Source organism: Clostridium paridis (assembly GCF_016765615.1).
GTDB lineage: Bacteria > Bacillota > Clostridia > Clostridiales > Clostridiaceae > Clostridium_T > Clostridium_T paridis.
The window spans coordinates 1-18,645 of the sequence record NZ_JAESWA010000015.1 but is presented as its reverse complement, the minus strand read 5'-3'; the positions used below and the strand labels follow the sequence as shown (position 1 = coordinate 18,645).

At 32.0% G+C, this 18,645-nt stretch carries 18 protein-coding genes; 4 read left to right on the top strand and 14 right to left on the bottom strand.

The features are described from left to right. Positions 1-690: 690 nt before the first annotated feature. Entirely contained in the window at positions 691-2,391 is a 1,701-nt protein-coding gene (locus JK634_RS02740) for a methyl-accepting chemotaxis protein (protein WP_202766090.1), read from the top strand. A 100-nt stretch (positions 2,392-2,491) separates the two neighbouring features. On the opposite strand, the gene cooS is transcribed toward JK634_RS02740, so the two are convergent. Beyond that, entirely contained in the window at positions 2,492-4,405 is a 1,914-nt protein-coding gene (cooS, locus tag JK634_RS02735) for an anaerobic carbon-monoxide dehydrogenase catalytic subunit (protein WP_202766089.1), read from the bottom strand. Positions 4,406-4,629: 224 nt separating this feature from the next. On the opposite strand from cooS, the gene nifJ reads away from it, so the two are divergent. Continuing rightward, on the top strand, positions 4,630-8,157 hold the full coding sequence (nifJ, locus tag JK634_RS02730; protein WP_202766088.1) for a pyruvate:ferredoxin (flavodoxin) oxidoreductase: 3,528 nt from the start codon (positions 4,630-4,632) through the stop codon (positions 8,155-8,157). Positions 8,158-8,213: 56 nt separating this feature from the next. Here the strand turns inward: nifJ and JK634_RS02725 are convergent, their stop codons facing one another. The 13 genes from JK634_RS02725 to JK634_RS02665 form a co-directional block, all read right to left on the bottom strand. Next, complete coding sequence (locus JK634_RS02725; RefSeq protein WP_202766087.1) at positions 8,214-8,381, bottom strand: CDIF630_02480 family spore surface protein; 168 nt, start codon at positions 8,379-8,381, stop codon at positions 8,214-8,216. An 87-nt stretch (positions 8,382-8,468) separates the two neighbouring features. Next, the gene (locus JK634_RS02720; protein ID WP_243425545.1) at positions 8,469-10,520 is read right to left on the bottom strand and encodes a thioredoxin domain-containing protein; all 2,052 of its coding nucleotides are present in this window, start codon (positions 10,518-10,520) and stop codon (positions 8,469-8,471) included. A 102-nt stretch (positions 10,521-10,622) separates the two neighbouring features. Continuing rightward, positions 10,623-11,060, bottom strand: a complete 438-nt coding sequence (locus JK634_RS02715) for a DUF3021 family protein (protein ID WP_202766086.1) — start codon at positions 11,058-11,060, stop codon at positions 10,623-10,625. Between the two features lie 13 nt (positions 11,061-11,073). Next, on the bottom strand, positions 11,074-11,511 hold the full coding sequence (locus JK634_RS02710; RefSeq protein WP_202766085.1) for a LytTR family DNA-binding domain-containing protein: 438 nt from the start codon (positions 11,509-11,511) through the stop codon (positions 11,074-11,076). Between the two features lie 263 nt (positions 11,512-11,774). Then, the gene (locus JK634_RS02705) at positions 11,775-12,374 is read right to left on the bottom strand and encodes a manganese catalase family protein (RefSeq protein ID WP_202766084.1); all 600 of its coding nucleotides are present in this window, start codon (positions 12,372-12,374) and stop codon (positions 11,775-11,777) included. A 3-nt stretch (positions 12,375-12,377) separates the two neighbouring features. Next, complete coding sequence (locus tag JK634_RS02700; RefSeq protein ID WP_202766083.1) at positions 12,378-12,674, bottom strand: spore coat protein CotJB; 297 nt, start codon at positions 12,672-12,674, stop codon at positions 12,378-12,380. After that, complete coding sequence (locus tag JK634_RS02695; protein ID WP_243425544.1) at positions 12,664-12,924, bottom strand: spore coat associated protein CotJA; 261 nt, start codon at positions 12,922-12,924, stop codon at positions 12,664-12,666. Before JK634_RS02695 ends, JK634_RS02700 begins: the two co-directional genes overlap by 11 nt. Before the next feature lie 135 nt (positions 12,925-13,059). Further along, on the bottom strand, positions 13,060-13,413 hold the full coding sequence (gene spoVAE, locus JK634_RS02690; RefSeq protein WP_202766082.1) for a stage V sporulation protein AE: 354 nt from the start codon (positions 13,411-13,413) through the stop codon (positions 13,060-13,062). Between the two features lie 16 nt (positions 13,414-13,429). Further along, on the bottom strand, positions 13,430-14,431 hold the full coding sequence (gene spoVAD / locus JK634_RS02685; protein ID WP_202766081.1) for a stage V sporulation protein AD: 1,002 nt from the start codon (positions 14,429-14,431) through the stop codon (positions 13,430-13,432). After that, positions 14,432-14,905, bottom strand: a complete 474-nt coding sequence (gene spoVAC / locus JK634_RS02680) for a stage V sporulation protein AC (RefSeq protein WP_202766080.1) — start codon at positions 14,903-14,905, stop codon at positions 14,432-14,434. 51 nt (positions 14,906-14,956) lie between these two features. After that, complete coding sequence (locus JK634_RS02675; protein WP_202766079.1) at positions 14,957-15,136, bottom strand: hypothetical protein; 180 nt, start codon at positions 15,134-15,136, stop codon at positions 14,957-14,959. A gap of 298 nt (positions 15,137-15,434) precedes the next feature. Beyond that, complete coding sequence (locus tag JK634_RS02670) at positions 15,435-16,346, bottom strand: chemotaxis protein (protein ID WP_202766078.1); 912 nt, start codon at positions 16,344-16,346, stop codon at positions 15,435-15,437. A 192-nt stretch (positions 16,347-16,538) separates the two neighbouring features. Beyond that, on the bottom strand, positions 16,539-16,877 hold the full coding sequence (locus JK634_RS02665) for a methyl-accepting chemotaxis protein (RefSeq protein ID WP_274601332.1): 339 nt from the start codon (positions 16,875-16,877) through the stop codon (positions 16,539-16,541). Between the two features lie 353 nt (positions 16,878-17,230). Between JK634_RS02665 and JK634_RS02660 the strand changes: the two genes are divergently transcribed. Then, positions 17,231-17,956 carry an MBL fold metallo-hydrolase gene (locus JK634_RS02660; protein ID WP_202766077.1) on the top strand — a complete coding sequence of 242 codons (726 nt, stop codon included), beginning with the start codon at positions 17,231-17,233 and terminating at the stop codon, positions 17,954-17,956. Next, on the top strand, positions 17,946-18,527 hold the full coding sequence (locus JK634_RS02655; RefSeq protein ID WP_202766076.1) for a TetR-like C-terminal domain-containing protein: 582 nt from the start codon (positions 17,946-17,948) through the stop codon (positions 18,525-18,527). The genes JK634_RS02660 and JK634_RS02655 overlap by 11 nt, the downstream gene beginning before the upstream one ends. Positions 18,528-18,645: the final 118 nt, after the last annotated feature.

Genomic DNA, 18,645 nt, shown 5'->3' with positions numbered 1-18,645 from the left:
TTTTTACTCTTTAGGGGAGTCCATAGGGTTTTCTTATAGGAAAATTAATTTATGCATGTGTGAAAATGTCGGTTTCTGGACATTTTCACTGATGTATAAGTTATTAGTTGAACTTAAAACCCTAAAGTAAATCCTTAGATTATAATTCAAACTCATAATGTTATCCACAACATTATGATATTATAAATTCCTAAAGAGTAAAACTAATGCCGGTGAAGATAAAATTAAATTTTACTTCAACCGTCTATTTTCATTCTTGAATATTTCACTTCTAATAACTAAATCTCATTCCCTTTCTTGAAACTTTCTCCCAATTAAGTTCCGAAATTCAAATCTCGTATTTTTTTTACCATATAAGTATATCCCTGAACTAATTAACAAATACACGGTTAAATTTTTTAATAATTTCTATCCTCATTTAGTAGCGAATAAATCAAATATTTCTTTAGGTGAAATTTTTACCGTTATCTCCATAGATTAATCGTTGATTGGATATTCATTCTCATATAGAATTCACTTAAAAGAAACTTTAATTGTTTTTTTAATCTAATAATAAATCAAACAAAATTATTCTATCATTAGGAGGTTTTAATTATAATAAATAATTTTATTTTGTGTTATGTAAACTCATTTCAGTAAACGTTTTACTTTAATTGCAAAGGATAATTTACAAAGGGGGACAACCATACCATGTTTAAGCTATTAAATAATATGAAATTAAGAAGTCTTATACTCGCTATGTCCAGTTTATCATTAATATTAACTTTCAGCATTGGTGCTCTGGGGATTATGAATATGTATAAAATCAATAGTAACCTTGATACTATGTATGATCAAAATTTAATTTCCATATCACGTTTAGCTGCTATTAGATCAAGTTTTTTAAATATCCGCTTAAACGCAACATCTATTAGCCATAGTGGCTACACCCAAAATGAAAATGATCTTATAAATAATCATGATAATATTGTAAAGACAAACATCGCTTCTTATGTTCAAGATACTAAGAATCCTGACAAATTAGAAGCTATAAAAGAACTTAGTAATTATTATAACCAATATATCAATCTGTGGAATAAAAACATAGATTCTATAAAGGCTGGAGGCAAATTATCTTCAGAAGATGCTAAAGCCTTTGGGGACTTAGGTGATAAAATATCACCTCTTATAAACACTGCTATGGCCAATGACCAAGCAACTGCAGCTCAAGTTAACAAAGATAGTCATACTGTTTTTATTAATAGTATTTATATCTTTATAATTCTTCTCATTCTAATAGTATTAATATTAACCATGACTTCAGTAATATTAATAAAAACAATAATAAAATCATCCCATAATATGATAAATAACTTAGAAGCCGTTGCTTTAGGGGATTTTTCTATAGAGTTAAGCACTGGTAATAAAAATGAATTTGGAATTATGGAAAGTGCCTTAGCAACTAGTGTAGAGAATATACGGACTATACTTAAAACTATAAATTCACAATCTGAAAAAATAGACAGTCATTCAAGTAATTTATCAGCAGTTTCTGAAGAAATGGCCGCTGTAACAAATAATATCTCTACAGCAATTCAAGAAACTGCACAAGGTACTGGAAGTCAAGCAGAAGATATGCAATCTATTAATACTATTCTAAATAAATTAGGCAGTGAGATTGAATGTATTGCATACTCTATTTCAGATATAAATTTAAAATCTAAAAACATGATCGGACTAGCTATAGAAAGTAGTTCAAAGATGAGGACTACAGTTACTTCTATAAACAATATGGCGGACTCTTTTAACTCATTTGCAGATAAAATGCTTCACCTCGACAAAAATGTTAATAAGGTGAATGAAATTACAGACTTAATTAATGATATTGCAGATCAAACAAACCTTTTAGCACTTAACGCTGCAATTGAAGCTGCTCGAGCTGGAGAAGCTGGAAAAGGCTTTGCAGTAGTAGCAGATGAAATAAGAAAATTAGCAGAACAATCTAAGTCTTCTGCTGGGCAAATTGATAACATCACTTCAGGTATTTCAAGTGATACTAAAATAATTGTTAATACAACTAACACCATGAATAATGAATTAAATGTTGAACTGAATTCTATTGAAGATGCGACCGCTTCCTTTAATAATATTATTAAGCAAATTAATGATGTAATACCAAGAATAGACTCAGTAACTAATTCTGTTAAAAATATTGATGTTGAAAAGAATACTATCATAGGGAAAATTACTGATACTACTGCTATATCTGAAGAAATAGCTGCCTCTTCTGAAGAAATAGCAGCCTCTTCTGAAGAATTAAACTCTTCTTCTGAAGAAGTTGCAGTATCAGCACAGGAGCTTTCTTCCATGACACAAACCATGGTTGGGCTTATTAAGAAATTCAAATTATAATATTACTTATTTATGATAACTAATTAAGTATTTGCAAAAAAATAAAGAGATTGAATGAAATAATTATTCAATCTCTTTATGATTCTTATTCATTCCTTATTTAACTTAATCCTAACCCTTTTCTCTTTGCATTAATATGAGCTTCTATACCATTTGCAACCTCTACAGGATCATCTCCTAATGCAACTTTCCCGCCTGTTAATCCTTCAACATCTTGAGTAAGAAGTTTAACTAATTCAGGTGCTCCAGTTACAAACGGTGTTGGTGATAGGTGGGTATATGCACCATATGCCACTGCAAATACTCCATCTATTGTTGCTTTTTGTTCCATCCATTCTGGTGCAGTTACAGCTATAGGTAATTGTGGCACATCTACATCTAAATGATCTGCAAGTGCTGTAACAAGCATTGATATTCTTCCAGTATCAGTACATGTTCCAAAGCTTAATACTGGTGGAATCTTTAACATAGTACATACTTCTTTTAATCCTTCACCAGCCATATTTGCTGCTTCTAAACTACATAAACCTGCTACCTCAAGTGCATGATTTCCACATCCTCCACTTACCACAAGAATATTTTTCTTAATAAGTTCTTTTGTAAGATTTACTGTATTCCAGTCTTGAGGGCCATTTCTTAATGTAGAGCAATTAGCAAGAGCTACTACCCCTTTAATTTTTCCAGCTGAGATCACATCTACTAATGGATCTAGCTTATTTCCAAGAGCTCCAAGCACAGCCTCTGTTGAGAATCCAGCTATTGCCTTTTGTACTATCTTTGGAACCATTGGTTTAACATTATCCTTACGCTTTTTAAAGTTTTCAATAGCTAGATCAATCAACGCATCAGTCATTTCATCTACCTTATCTGGATGATATGGTATTTTATGTTGAAGTCCTGGTATATCTATAATTGTACTTATTGCCACTAAAGTTGCTTGGTATTTTTCTGCATAATGATCAATAGCTGGTGGAGAACAGTTTTCTTCCATAGCCATTACATCTACTGTTCCAGTCGCAAGCAATGGCTCTATGGCAAGCCAATTTCCCATTAATCCTACAAAGACATCATCAACTTCAAATCTTTGAAGTAATTCTTGGCCAGTCTCTATTGAACCTACTACACGAAGCCCCTTAGCACCTGCTGCTTTTGCTTTTTCTTGGACCTCAGCCATTCTTGCCTTTTCAATAGTTCTAGCTCCTGCCCATGGCTGGTGTCCATTAAATACTATATTTACATAATCTGGATCCATAATTCCTAAGTCAACATTTACCTCATGAGGCATTGGAGTTCCAAATAAAATGTCTTGAGTCATTTCTAAGCCTATTTGAGCATTATATATAGTTGCTAAACCTAGCTTCAGTGCCTTAATTGCAAGAGAAGCATAATTTCCATCAACATTAGTTAAACAGCTCGCTACGCTATTCTGTTCTTCATGTTGTACTCCTGCTGGATATATACCTAATTTTCTCCATACTTCTTTTCTCTTTTTAGGTGCAAAAACTTCAACCATTAAATTCTTGTCTTCAGAATCTATTTTCATTTGTTCTTCTAGTAATTCAGCTAATTCAATTGCCATTTTATTAATCTCTTGATTAGTACTAACACCTAATTTCTCACACATCCATTTAAGTTTATTTTCATCTTTGATTTTAAATGGTGTTTTACCTTCTCCTGTTGCCTTAAGTGTTCTGAATGCTTCATAAGCATGATGACTATATGTACCTGCTCCCATAATATTCTGTAGCAAGAGATTTCTCATAGCCATCGCATCTGGTCCTATTCCACATACGCCTTTAACTTGACCTCCTTTTTCACTAATTCTACAAGGTCCTTGAGAGCATAATTGGCAGCTTAATCCTTCAAGACAAAACTTACATCTTATTTTTTCTTGTAATGCCCATCTATCAAATACATTTGACATACCGTCTTCTCTGATTCTTTTTACCATCTCTTCTACAGAATCATGATAGCTTACACGACCTTCAGCTTTCTCTAAAATAGTCTCACTCATATATTCATTCCTCCAACATTTACATTTTCAGCATAAGTTTTCTCTAAACAAAATAAAAATATTCAAAAATTTATCTCCTTTATGAATTCATAATCTAATCTTTGTAAATACTAGTGAGGAATATGAATTATTTAACCTATGTAATCTAATAAACTAGTTCATTAAGCATAAATTAATGAATTAACTTTAATAGATTATATACTACTAATTAAGGAGGAATTGATATGCCTAAGAAAATGAAAACCATGGATGGAAACCAAGCTGCAGCTGAGGCTTCATACGCTTTTACAGAAGTAGCTGCTATTTATCCAATAACCCCATCAACTCCTATGGCAGAAGGTGTTGATGAATGGTCTGCCCATGGTAAAAAGAATATATTTGGACAGCCAGTAAAAATCGTAGAAATGCAATCTGAAGCAGGGGCTGCAGGTGCAGTTCATGGTTCTCTAGTTGCAGGTGCACTAACAACTACCTATACTGCTTCTCAAGGATTACTATTAATGATCCCTAACCTATATAGACTTGCTGGAGAGTTATTGCCAGGAGTTCTTCATGTAAGTGCTCGTGCTATTGCTACCCATGCTCTTTCTATTTTTGGAGATCACCAAGATGTTATGGCTGTAAGACAAACTGGAGTTGCTTTATTAGCTTCTTCTAATGTTCAGGAAGTTATGGATTTAGCAAACGTTGCACATTTATCTGCCATTAAATCAAGAGTACCATTTGTACATTTTTTTGATGGTTTTAGAACTTCTCATGAAATTCAAAAAATAGAAGTTATAGATTATGATGATGTTGCAAAACTTATAGATTATAATGCATTACAAGAATTTAGAAATAGAGCTCTAAATCCTGAGCACCCTACCCTAAAGGGAACTGCTCAAAATCCTGATATTTATTTTCAACAAAGAGAAGCTTCAAACAAATTCTATGATGCTACACCAGATATCGTAGAAAATTATATGAGAGAAATTGAAAAAATAACAGGCAGAGTATATCATCCTTTTGATTATTATGGAGATCCAAACGCAGAAAACATAATTATAGCTATGGGATCAGTATGCGATACTATTGAAGAAACTGTTGATTATTTGATGAAAAAAGGTGAAAAGGTTGGTGTGCTTAAAGTACATCTATATAGACCATTTGCTTGCAATTATTTCTTCAATGTTCTTCCTAAGTCAGTTAAAAAGATAGCTGTTCTTGATAGAACTAAAGAACCAGGTTCAGTAGGTGAACCTTTATATCTTGATATTTTAAAAGTCCTTTATAATGAACCAAATAAGCCACTAGTAGTTGGAGGAAGATATGGATTAGCTTCTAAAGACACAAGACCATCTCAAATTCTAGCTGTATTCAATAACCTAAAAGAAGCTCAGCCAAAAGATAAGTTCACAATAGGTATCGTAGATGATGTTACTCATACATCACTTCCTGAAGCTGAACCAATTGAAACTACTCCAGAAGGGACTATAAGGTGTAAATTCTATGGTTTAGGCTCTGATGGAACAGTTGGTGCTAATAAAACTGCAATAAAAATTATAGGTGATAATACTGATCTTTATTCACAGGCTTACTTCTCTTACGATAGTAAAAAATCAGGTGGAAGTACTGTATCCCATTTAAGATTCGGTAAAAATCCAATAAAATCTCCTTATCTAGTTTTTGAAGCAGATTATATAGCTTGTCATAATAAATCATTTTTATATAATCTAGACGTATTAAGAGGTTTAAAGAAAAATGGAACCTTTGTATTGAATTGCCCTTGGTCAGATGAAGAACTAGAAGATAAACTTCCTGCATCTGTAAAGAAATATATAGCTCAAAATGATATTCAATTCTATACAGTAGATGCTATATCAATTTCACAAGAAGTTGGATTAGGTACTAGAATTAACATGGTAATGCAATCTGCATTCTTTAAATTAGCTAATATTATTCCTATAGAACAGGCAATGGAATATTTAAAGAATTCTGTTGAAAAGACTTATGGCAAGAAAGGCCAAAATATTGTTGATGCTAATAAGGCTGCTATAGATAGAGGTGCAACAGCAGCCCATAAGGTTACCATTCCATCTGGATGGGCAAATGCAGAAGATAATCTTCCAGAGAAGAAGCAAGTACCAGAATTTATTACAAAAATTGAAAGACCTATGGCAAGACAAGAAGGAGATGAACTCCCTGTAAGTGCATTTAATGGAATGGAAGATGGTACTTTCCCTTTAGGTATAACTGCATACGAAAAGAGAGGTATTGCTGTAAAAATTCCAGAATGGCAAATTGATAAGTGTATTCAATGTAATCAATGTTCATTAGTTTGTCCTCATGCTGTTATTAGAGCTTGCTTATTAACTGATGAAGAGAAAGAGAAAGCTCCTGAAACCTTCTATACTAAGACTCCAATGGGAAAAGGTGGATTTGAAAAGTTACACTATCGTATTCAAATAAGTCCGCTTGATTGTACCGGTTGTGGAAACTGTGCAGATGTTTGTCCAGCTCCAGGTAAGGCTTTAATAATGCGATCTGCTGAAGAACAAATTAAAGAACAAGCTGAAAACTTTGAGTATGCTATTAAGGTAATTCCTAAAGAAGGATTAATGGATTTACATTCCTTAAAGGGCAGTCAATTCGCAAGACCACTATTAGAATTCAATGGCGCTTGCCCTGGTTGTGGTGAAACACCTTATATCAAACTGTTAACTCAGCTTTATGGCGATAGAATGATGATTGCTAATGCTACTGGATGTTCTTCAATCTGGGGAGGTAGCGCACCAGCCATTGCTTATTCTACAAATGATTTTGGCAAAGGACCTTCTTGGGGTAATTCTCTATTTGAGGATAATGCTGAATATGGATATGGAATGTTCTTAGCAGTTAAGCAAATGAGAGAAAAATTAGCTGACTTAATGAGAGAAGCTGTAACTATGAATATAAATTCCGGACTCAAGGATGCCTTTAATGAGTGGCTAAGCGGAATTGATGATCCTGATATTTCAAAATCTGCTACCAGCAAAATATTAGATTTATTAGGTAAAGAAAATCTTAATGAAAACAAAGTACTAAAAGATATAATGGACAGAAAAGATTACCTAATCAAGAAATCTCATTGGTTACTTGGTGGAGATGGTTGGGCATATGATATTGGTTACGGAGGACTTGACCATGTATTATCCTTAGGTGACGATGTTAATATTTTTGTTATGGATACAGAGATATATTCAAATACTGGAGGTCAGTCATCTAAATCAACACCTACAGGTGCAATTGCTAAATTTGCTGCTGGCGGTAAAAATATGAGAAAGAAAGATCTTGGTTTAATGGCTATGAGTTACGGTCATGTTTATGTTACACAAATAGCTATGGGTGCAAATATGAATCAAACCGTAAAAGCTATTTCTGAGGCAGAAGCTTATCATGGAACTTCATTGATTATTGCTTATGCTCCTTGTATCAGTCATGGTATTAAAACTGGTATGGGAACTAGTATAGCTGAAGAAAAGAAAGCTGTTGAATCAGGTTATTGGCAACTATATAGATATAACCCTCTATTAAAGATTCAAGGCAAGAATCCATTTATACTAGATTCTAAGGAACCAAAAGGTTCTTACCAAGATTTTATTAATGGAGAAATCCGCTACTCTTCATTAAAGAATGTATTCCCTGATAGGGTTGAAGAAATGTTTAAGCTATCTGAAGAACATGCTCGTGATAGATATGATTTCTATAGAAGACTAGCCGAAATGGAGTACTAATAAATATTAAAAGAGCTATCTTAATAAAGATAGCTCTTTTAATTAATTAAATTTTATTATTTTTCATTTGAGTCTACATATTCTTTAGCATTCCTTACATCCATTTCACTAGGAATAACTACTTTTGAAACTGGCTTTGTTTTATCTTCATTGGCCCAAGCAGCTGTTACATGTTGTTCTATTGGTACTTCCATAAATCTATCTTTTACTTTTTCATCTGCCATAATAATTCCTCCTCTCTTCTAAATAGTATCTGCAATTTGGTGAAATGTATTATATAAATTATAGTAATATTTATCTCAAAAATTAGATTAGTTGAAAAACTTCTTTACTTGCTCTATGTTATCCATTGTATTTCCACAGGTAAAGTTTTCACATATAAACATCATACTTTTACCTTCTGCTTTCCCTTGGATTTCTACAAGACTATTAATTTTGTAAAGTCTTGAGTCTCCGTTATTTAAGATTATTGATTGAAACGGATTATATTTATCATTTATTATATCTAAAGATTTCTCTACAAATTCTTCTCCTATGCTTCCGGCTATAACTATCTCCCTTATGGAACTTATGTTATACATAAAAGCTGTAATAAAATTCACATATCCTATAGGATTTTCCTTTACTGTTCCACTAAAAGCATTTATTTGCTTTTCAATAAATTCTTCATATTTTAGACTTCCTGTTAGACTATTAAGTTTTATTAGATTTAATAAAGCAACTGAATTTCCTGAAGGAAGTGCTCCATCATATATTTCCTTAGGTCTTAATATTAATTCCTCACTATCCTTGCCATAGAGATAAAATCCCCCATTATCTTTATCCCAAAAGAGTTCTATCATCTGCTCATTTAATTCTATGGCCTTTTCTAAATATTTAGTATCAAAGCATGCTTCATAAAGTTCTATAAGCCCCCAGACTAAAAACGCATAATCTTCTAGAACTGCTAGACTTGCTGCTTCTCCATCTCTATACCTTGCAAGAAGCCTCCCATCTTTATTTACTAATTTATTTAATATAAAATCAGCTGATTTCCTAGCCACTTTAATATAATCAGGCTTTTTAAATATCTTCCCGCCATTACTAAACGATGCAATCGCTAACCCATTCCAAGAAGTCAAAATCTTATCATCCTTAAAAGGATGAACTCTTTTCTCTCTATATTCAAATAACTTTTTCCTGCTGTTTTCTAAACGCCTTTGCAGTTCCGTGTATTTCTGCATTTTTTCTAAATCCCCATCTATTAGATTAGGTATGCTTTTCCCTTCAAAATTTCCTCTATTAGTTATATCATATATGTCAGCATAAATTTTTCCTTCCTCATCACCTAACACTCTCATTAATTCATCCAATGTCCATACATAAAACTTTCCTTCAACTCCTTCAGAGTCTGCGTCCTCAGCAGAATAAAACGCTCCTTCAGGTGAAAGCATATCCCTTAGTAAGTAAGCATAAATTTTCTCTGCCACTTCCTCATATTGCCTATCGCCAGTTAAGCTATATGTTTCTGTATATACCAAGGATAATAGTGCATTATCATATAACATTTTTTCAAAATGTGGTACCAACCATTTATTATCTGTAGAATATCTTGAAAATCCAAATCCTATATGGTCAAAGATCCCACCTTTGTACATGCACTGAAGATTCTTCTCTATTATTTTTAAAACTTCATGATCTTTATTTTGATAATAATACCTTAGTAAGAAATATAAATTATGTGGTACAGGAAACTTAGGCGCTCTGCTAAAACCTCCATAATCTCTTTGAAAATATTGTTTTAACTGCAAAGCAGTGTTATTTATTATCTTTTCATTTAGCTCTTCTTTATCATTATTTTTATCATATTTTTTTATTTCCTTAAGCATTTCATCGCAAGTTGTATTAAATTTTTCTCTATCATTTTCCCAAATGTCATTTATCTTGTTTAGCAATTCTATTATACCTATTGAACCATGTCTACTTTTCTTTGGAAAATATGTTCCTGCAAAAAAAGGCTTCTTATCTGGAGTAAGGATAACTGTTAATGGCCAACCTCCACTACCAGTATAAAGTTGGCAAAAAGTCATATATATACTATCTATATCTGCTCTTTCCTCTCTATCAACTTTAATAGAAATGAAATGTTTATTTAAAACTTCTGCCACTTCTTCATCCTCAAACGATTCACGTTCCATTACATGACACCAGTGACAAGTGCTATACCCTATTGATAAAAATACCGGCTTATCTTCTGTCTTTGCCTTTCCAAATGCTTCATCAGACCAACTATACCAGTCTACTGGATTATGGGCATGTTGTAAAAGATAATGTGATTTTTCATTAATCAATCTATTTGCTATTCTTTCCATTGTTTTTGGCATTTTTTAGACTCCTTTCATATTTTATTTATATTACTATACCCCAAACAACTATAGCCTATAACCTACAACTGCTTGGGGTATGATAAATTGTTCTTTTCAATTTTATTTAGCTGCACTCTTCTTATATTCATTTAGCTTTTCGTTTAGTTCTTTTGCTTCCTCACGTCCATTAATATACATCATTGCAAAAACTACTGCCTTTACAACAAAAATAATTATTATATAAACTACTATATTTTCATTATCTATGATATTTCTTGGGCTAAATAACCATAACCATACTATTATCATTATATCTGCCAATGTAGTGCAAATTGAGAAATTAATGATATTAGCCTTTTCTTTTAATTCAAACTTATTAATAAAAGCAAACTTATAAAACGTAAAAGATAAAGCTATTATTATAATTTGAAATAAAAATGAAACGTTAATTTCTGTTATAGAATACAACCCTAAATATATAGCCATCAGTACCATTAGGAATCCGCAAGCAGTAATAAAATCCTTAACCATAGATTTTAAATATTCTCTAATTTCCATAATAACCTCTCCTTTATAAATTTAATTTCTTTTTTAAGATAGGAACATATTGTCTAGATATATACACTTTCTCTCCATTTAGTAGCAAGGCTTCAAATTTTCCATAAAAAACTGGGTTTAAAGATTTTATTTTTGAAATATTAAGAACAGTTGATTTTGAGGCTCTAAAGAATCCTAAGTTCTCATATTCTGTTTCAAGCTCATATAACCTTAGTCTTGACTCGTAGACCTTTTCCTTACAATAAATAAATACTTTGTTATCTACTGCTTCAAAATAGAAAACATCTTTCGGATTGATAATATTCATTTGTAAGCCTGTGAGACCAATTAGTTTCTTAGATGATGATTTAATTGAATAAATAAGCTGCAATAAAGATTCATCTATTTCATTACATCTTACTATTATCTCTGGTTCACTTCCTTCAGGGATATTTTCTATCGTTATTTTCATTTTAAATCCCTCCCTCTTACTATGATTTAATTATATGTTAGTAATTTATCTCCTTCAACCAGCTAGACTGTATGATGCATAATTGAGTGTATAAGTTGCAATGGTAGTGAAATAAGTTGTAAGAATACTTATAATTTAATTCATAAATGACCTTTTATAAAAGTATATTAAAATAGGAAAGTGTACCTCTTACTAAAGTGGTACACTTTCCTCTATTTCCACATTCCTAAATGCGAAATAATTATTCTGCTTTTGGGTTAAACTTATTTCATTGATTCTGGTTTAGGCATTACAAATAAATGTGGTTCTTGAAGGTAATCTTGAACTATTCTAAGAGCTTCACCAAATCTTTGATAGTGAACAACTTCCCTCTCTCTCAAGAATTTTAATGGTTCTATTACATCTGGATCATCAGCCATATTAATTAAATATTCATAGGTTGCTCTTGCTTTTTGTTCTGCTGCTAAGTCTTCTGTTAAATCTACAATGGGATCTCCTTTTGATTGAATATATGATGCATTAAATGGTACTCCATCTGCACTTACAGGATATATTCCTTTTCCATGATCTGTATAGTATCCACTCATTCCACCTTTTTCTATCTCTTCACGACTTGCACCCTTCATTAATTGACGAACAATTGCACCTACCATTTCTAGATGTGCTAATTCTTCTGTTCCTATGTCATTACAGGTAGCTATAGCTTGAGGAGTGAGCATAGAAAATCTTTGACTTAAATATCTTAATGAAGCGCCTAATTCTCCATCTGGCCCTCCATATTGAGTAATTATTATTTTTGCCATCTTTGGATTAGGATTTTTAATTTTAACTGGATATTCTAAGAACTTATCGTATGTCCACATAAACTATTTTTCCTCCCTTTCAAGCTTAGAATTAGCTTCTTCTTCCCATGGCCAAGGTTCACATATCCATTGCCATGGATATGGGCTTAATGAGTCATGTTGAGTTAACATACCACAATGCATCTCATAAGCTTCTTTTAATCTTCTACATTCCATTACATAAAAATTAAATTCTTTTAATGCCTCTCCATCCATTGGATGAGTATTGAGAAATAAACCTAAATCTACTTTCATAAAGTTTGCAGCTCGAAGTTGTTTTAATAATTCTTTTTCATTCATATCATGCATTTCATTCTTCATAGGTTTCTCTCTCCTTTCCAGCCAATTTCATTTGATAAGCTTCCTTTTCATTCCCTTCATAAGGACTATAAAGCTCTGGGAATGCTGTACCTCTCTTTAATGCTTCTACTGGTGTAAAAAGAGCACATAGATTTTCATAAGGAACATATGCTGCAGCTAATCTTACATCTTTTATAACTGTTTCTTGTGGTACACAATTACTCATTTTAGGAAATTGCCCCATCTTCTTTGTTGTTTCTACCTTTTTCAATTTTAATCCTCCATAGAATATTAAGTACAAGATATAGTATTCAAACAAGGAGTAAATTGACAAAATTTAACAATAACATTTCAAAAAAATATAAGAGAAGATATTTTCTTCCCTTACTAATAAAAAGCATATATATTAACCCTTTGGTTTAAAAATAAGTGATGCAATAAACGCAAAAATTATTGCAGCTGATATTCCTGAACTGGTAATCTCAAATATTCCTGTTAATACTCCAATAATTCCTGTTTGTTCAGCCTCCATTAATGCTCCCTTTACTAAGGAGTTACCAAAGCTACTTATTGGAACTGATGCACCTGCGCCAGCAAACTTTACTAAGGAATCATATAAACCCAATCCTCCTAATATTGCTCCTGCAACAACTAAAGTACTCATTGTATGTGCAGGCGTAAGTTTAAATACATCCATCATTATTTGCCCGATAACGCATATTACTCCTCCAATTATAAACGCCCATATAAAAATTCCCACTTAATAACACCTCTCTTTACATCTCTATAGAAACTGCATGAGCAATACAAGGTATACTTTCCTTTTGTTGATATGATAAAGGAGATAATAATGCTCCTGTTGCAATAACTAATATTCTTTTTAATTCACCCTTCTTCATCTTATTTAGTAGGTGACCATATGTAACTGTAGCTGAACAACCGCATCCACTTGCACCAGCCATCACTGGCTGATCTTCCTTATAAATTAGCATTCCACAATCCGTAAATACAGTACTTGACATATTTACATTATGTTTTGCTAATAAATCTGTAGCTATTTTATGTCCTATTTTCCCTAAGTCTCCTGTAGCAATTAAATCATAGTGAGATGGCTCGATATTTAAATCTCTAAAATGAGCTTCTATAGTATCTACTGCTGCTGGAGCCATAGCTGAACCCATATTATAAGGATCTGAAATTCCCATATCCACTATCTTGCCTATTGTTGCTGAAGTCACTCTAGGTCCATCTCCCTTTTGAGCAACTAGTCCTGCACCAGCCCCTGTAACTGTCCATTGTGCTGTTGGGGGCTTCTGAGCTCCATATTCAGTTGGATACCTAAATTGTTTTTCAGCTGCTATATTGTGACTTGATGCCCCAGCAACTACATATTTAGCAGATTTACTATCAACCAACAAAGAGGCTAATGCTAAACCTTCCATAGCACTTGAGCATGCTCCAAATACCCCCAAGAAAGGTATTCCTAATGTACGTGCAGCAAAACTACTAGATATGATTTGATTCATTAAATCTCCACTTATAAAAAATTGAACTTCTTCTTTTTTCATGTTTGCTTTATTTATAGCTGCTTCACATGCTTCTTCAAGCAATTTCTTCTCAGCTTTTTCTACACTATCTTCACCTAACCATACATCATCATGAAGCAAATCAAAATCCTCAGATAATGCCCCTTTAGCTTCAAAAGGTCCACCTACTGCAGCTGATGAAATTATCACTGGTTTGGTTTCAAATATCCATGTTTGATTTCCTTTTAACATTTACATCACACCTATCCACTTTAATATCAGTTTTATTATAGATACTACAAAAGCTGAAAAAACTCCAAAGACTATTACAGACCCTGAGAGTTTAAACATATTTCCACCTACTCCTAATACATATCCTTCCGTTCTATGTTCTATAGCTGCAGAAGCCATTGTATTTGCAAAACCAGTTACAGGTACTGCTGTGCCTGCACCTGCCCATTGGGCAATGTGGTCATATACTCCAAATCCTGTGAGTAAAATAGATATAATTATTAAAACTGCAGATGTAGGACCACCAGCCGTTTCTTCCTTAAAATTAAAGTATGTAATAAAGATCCACTGCAAAAATTGTCCAAAGGTGCATATTGCTCCCCCTACAAAAAAAGCTTTTATACAGTTCTTAACTACTGGACGTTTAGGTTCTCTATCCTTTGCAAAGTCTTGATATTGTTGTTGAACTGGAGTCAACTCCTTCTTACCTGACATTTTTAACGCCTCCTCTTAGAGTATGCTATTCCTAATTAGCTTATATATTTTTTATGATTTTATTCCCCAATTGTCTTCTATCCCTTTAATCACTGCACGAACCTTATCTAATTCTTCTTTATATGCAATTCTTTCATTATCACTTTTATATTGATTTGAGCTATTTCTTAATGCACTTTCAACTCCTTTAATTCCAGCTAATACTTGCTTATTCTTTGACTCTATTAGCAATATTGTCACCTCCAAATTTAATTACAGTTATTATTATCAAAGCTCTGTAAATTTATAACTTTGATTTATAAATTTCTGTCACTCTATTAGTATTAAATATAAAATTTTATTTATACTAAATAAGATAGAGATATTAATATAACTAATACTATTTAAATAATAAAAAAACAGCTGACAATAAATTAATTGCCAACTGCTTTAAAGGGGAGAAATTTATAAAAAGAAAACTTATCTTGTATATAATACTACTCCTCTATTATGTTCTTTCAATGTTATAATTGTGTCTTTTTTATGTGAATTATTTACCTAGTTTTTTTGATATTAAACTATCTACCATTTCAATTAGTTCACCAACTTCTGGTTTACTTAGCTGTCCATCCGCACCAACAGATACACCTTTATGCTTCAAGTCACTTGTAATAAGCGATGAAAATATTACAACTGGTAACTTTCTTAAAATTGGATTTTCTTTTATATTTCTTGTAAGTGCATGTCCATCCATTTGAGGCATTTCAATGTCTGTTATTAAAAGTTGAACATCATCAGTGAAGTTCGCACCTTTTTCATCTGCTAATTTTAACAAATAATCTAATGCTTGCTTTCCATCGTTAAATAAACTTATATTCTTAAAGCCTGCTTTAGTAAGAGTATTCTCAAGTAACTTTCTTATCATTGCTGAATCATCAGCTATCATTAGTTTAATATTAGACCTATCTTTATAGTCAACTTCATGTATTCTATCTTCACTAATTCCTGTACTTGGATTAATATCTGTAACTATTTTCTCAAAATCTAACATTAGTACTATTGTATCATTCATAATTATATTGCCTACAACTAGTGAGTTTGTAGATACATCATCAGGTTTTAATATTTCTTGCCACTTAATTCTTTGTACCTTAATAACATCATCAATTATAAAAGCTACTTTTAGTTTATTGAACTCACATATAATCAATTTATTAAAATCACGACACTTTGTACCTTCAATAACATACTTCAAATCAATTACAGTTAATATTTCAGTTCTATTAAGAATTAATCCAGCAATAGCAGGGTGTGATTCGGGTAACTTAGTTAGGTTTTCTGATTTTACTTCCAATATTTCTTTAATTTTTATAATATTAATAGCATAATGTCTATTACTAATGGAAAACTCAAGTATTTCTAACTCTCCAGTTCCAGATTCAAGTAGTATTTTTGATTCCATATTAAAACCCCTTCTCATAATCATTTTTATACTTACTTTATCGAGTATAATATAGTTTACTTTATGTTGAAGATTCTACAGTTTTATAAACTTTAATTGTTAATTTATTCTACTTAACTATAGTAATATTGCCAAAAAAAAGCAACAGATTTTTGTCAGTTGAATGATAAAAATCTGTTGCTTTACTATATACTACTTTTTCGCTTTAAATTTATCAATTTTATCATTTGCTTCCTCAGTAAGAGAATATATCTTTTTTACTGCGTCATTCATACTTAAAACTAATTCTTTTGTGCTAACAGAAAGTTTTTTAACTTCTTCTGCAACAACTGAAAATCCTCTTCCTGCTTCTCCTGCTCTTGCTGCTTCAATTGATGCATTAAGTGCTAGTAAATTTGTTTTAGAGGCAACATCATTGATATCACCAGATATCTCTTCAATAAATTTTATATGTTTCACCAGTTCTTCAAAAGTTGATATAAAACTACTCATATCATCCATTTCACTAATTTGTTCATTGTTAAATTCCATTATATAACCCCCACTTTTAAATTTTATTTTCAATATCCTTATATATATATAATGCATTAAAGAATTTACATGTCGCTGTCCAGCTCTTAGACGCTTCAACTTAGAGTTGGACCGTGAGATGTAATATGATTTTTGCATTATATATTACTTTAATAGTTCAAAACCCTATCTATATATTTATCGTACGTTTTAAGTAATTTTTCATTTTTATTTTACAACTTTTATAACTTTTTTATGTATATTTATTTTTAACTAATTATTTTATTGTAAAAACTAATAACATTAGTTGTAATCAAGAATATAATATTATAAAAACTAATTATATTAGTTTTTATATGAAAGGAGTTGTTATTATGAGACTTATTCAAGAAAAAACAGTATATCAATTAACTTTTATGCCTATTCTATTCCCAGTAAACTGCTATTTTGTTGAAGAAGAAACTGGCCTAACATTAATAGACGCAGCACTTGCTTTCGGATATAAAGATATAATTAAAGCTTCTGAAAAAATCGGTAAACCTATAACTAAAATTCTATTAACACACGTTCACGGAGATCACATAGGTGCATTAGATGCTTTAAAAGAAACATTGAAAAATGTTCCAGTCTATGTGTCTAAAAGGGACTCACGTTTGATGTCTGGAGATATCTCTTTAGATGCTGATGAAGGCAATTTACCCATAAAGGGTTCTGTACCAAAAAACCTTAAAACTCGAGCTGATATTTTCTTGAATGATGGAGATATGATAGGCTCATTACTAGCAATATCTGCTCCTGGGCATACCCCTGGCTCTATGGCATATTTGGACACAAGAAATAATATTCTGATTGCTGGAGATGCTTTTCAAGTAAGAGGTGGATTTGCCATTGCTGGACAAAAGAAAGTCTTATTTCCTTTCCCTGCTTTAGCCACATGGAATAATATCGTTTCTTTAGAAAGTGCTACAAAATTAAGAAGACTAAATCCAAGTATCTTGGCTACAGGACATGGGAATATGCTAATTAATCCTCAAGCCGCTATGGATAAAATAATTAATGATACTGAAATTAAACTAAAGGAGAAAAAATATGTCACCTAGAGTTGGATTAGATATAAATACAATTTTACTAGCTACATCAAAATTAGCTGATGCTAATGGTTTGGAAGAAGTTACATTAGCTTCCTTATCTAAATTCTTGAATATTAAAACACCCTCCCTATATAATCATATTAATGGAATTCAAGATTTAAGAAAGAAATTAAGTATATACAGCATACGAAAACTTCGCGAAGATATGGCTAATGCTGCTATAGGCAAATCTGGTGATGATGCTGTTCATGCACTGGCTGACGCATACACAAGCTTTTCAAAGAAACATCCTGGATTATATTCCTCTATCAATAATGTTTCAGACTTTAATGATGAGGATCTTATTGCTGAAGAAAATGCTCTTATAGACGTAGTCTTAAAAGTATTAGCTGCTTATGGTTTAAAAGGAGATAGTGCAATTCACGCTACAAGAGGACTAAGAAGTATTCTACATGGATTTACTTCATTGGATCAAAACAACGGATTTGGACTTTCTCAAAGTGTAAATGAAAGTTTGCATTTAACAATTGACGCATTAATAGCTGGATTTTATGTCATTAAAGATACTGCTAGCAAATAATTAGTCATGACCACCCGTAAAACGGGTGGCATGCTCTAGCCCTATAAGGGCATATTCCTGGCTGTGTCTCAAGACACGCTGAAAAATCCACCAACCGCAAAGTTTTTACAGACGGCCT

Bases quoted from the DNA above. Each gene is read 5' to 3' on its own strand.
- JK634_RS02670 (WP_202766078.1), bottom strand. From the start codon at position 16,346: ATGGAATCAAAAATACTACTTGAATCTGGAACTGGAGAGTTAGAAATA.
- JK634_RS02665 (WP_274601332.1), bottom strand. From the start codon at position 16,877: ATGGAATTTAACAATGAACAAATTAGTGAAATGGATGATATGAGTAGT.
- JK634_RS02660 (WP_202766077.1), top strand. From the start codon at position 17,231: ATGAGACTTATTCAAGAAAAAACAGTATATCAATTAACTTTTATGCCT.
- spoVAD (WP_202766081.1), bottom strand. From the start codon at position 14,431: ATGTTAAAAGGAAATCAAACATGGATATTTGAAACCAAACCAGTGATA.
- JK634_RS02725 (WP_202766087.1), bottom strand. From the start codon at position 8,381: ATGGCAGATGAAAAAGTAAAAGATAGATTTATGGAAGTACCAATAGAA.
- JK634_RS02700 (WP_202766083.1), bottom strand. From the start codon at position 12,674: ATGAAGAATGAAATGCATGATATGAATGAAAAAGAATTATTAAAACAA.
- JK634_RS02740 (WP_202766090.1), top strand. From the start codon at position 691: ATGTTTAAGCTATTAAATAATATGAAATTAAGAAGTCTTATACTCGCT.
- JK634_RS02705 (WP_202766084.1), bottom strand. From the start codon at position 12,374: ATGTGGACATACGATAAGTTCTTAGAATATCCAGTTAAAATTAAAAAT.
- JK634_RS02715 (WP_202766086.1), bottom strand. From the start codon at position 11,060: ATGGAAATTAGAGAATATTTAAAATCTATGGTTAAGGATTTTATTACT.
- JK634_RS02655 (WP_202766076.1), top strand. From the start codon at position 17,946: ATGTCACCTAGAGTTGGATTAGATATAAATACAATTTTACTAGCTACA.
- JK634_RS02720 (WP_243425545.1), bottom strand. From the start codon at position 10,520: ATGCCAAAAACAATGGAAAGAATAGCAAATAGATTGATTAATGAAAAA.
- JK634_RS02710 (WP_202766085.1), bottom strand. From the start codon at position 11,511: ATGAAAATAACGATAGAAAATATCCCTGAAGGAAGTGAACCAGAGATA.
- spoVAC (WP_202766080.1), bottom strand. From the start codon at position 14,905: ATGTCAGGTAAGAAGGAGTTGACTCCAGTTCAACAACAATATCAAGAC.
- cooS (WP_202766089.1), bottom strand. From the start codon at position 4,405: ATGAGTGAGACTATTTTAGAGAAAGCTGAAGGTCGTGTAAGCTATCAT.
- nifJ (WP_202766088.1), top strand. From the start codon at position 4,630: ATGCCTAAGAAAATGAAAACCATGGATGGAAACCAAGCTGCAGCTGAG.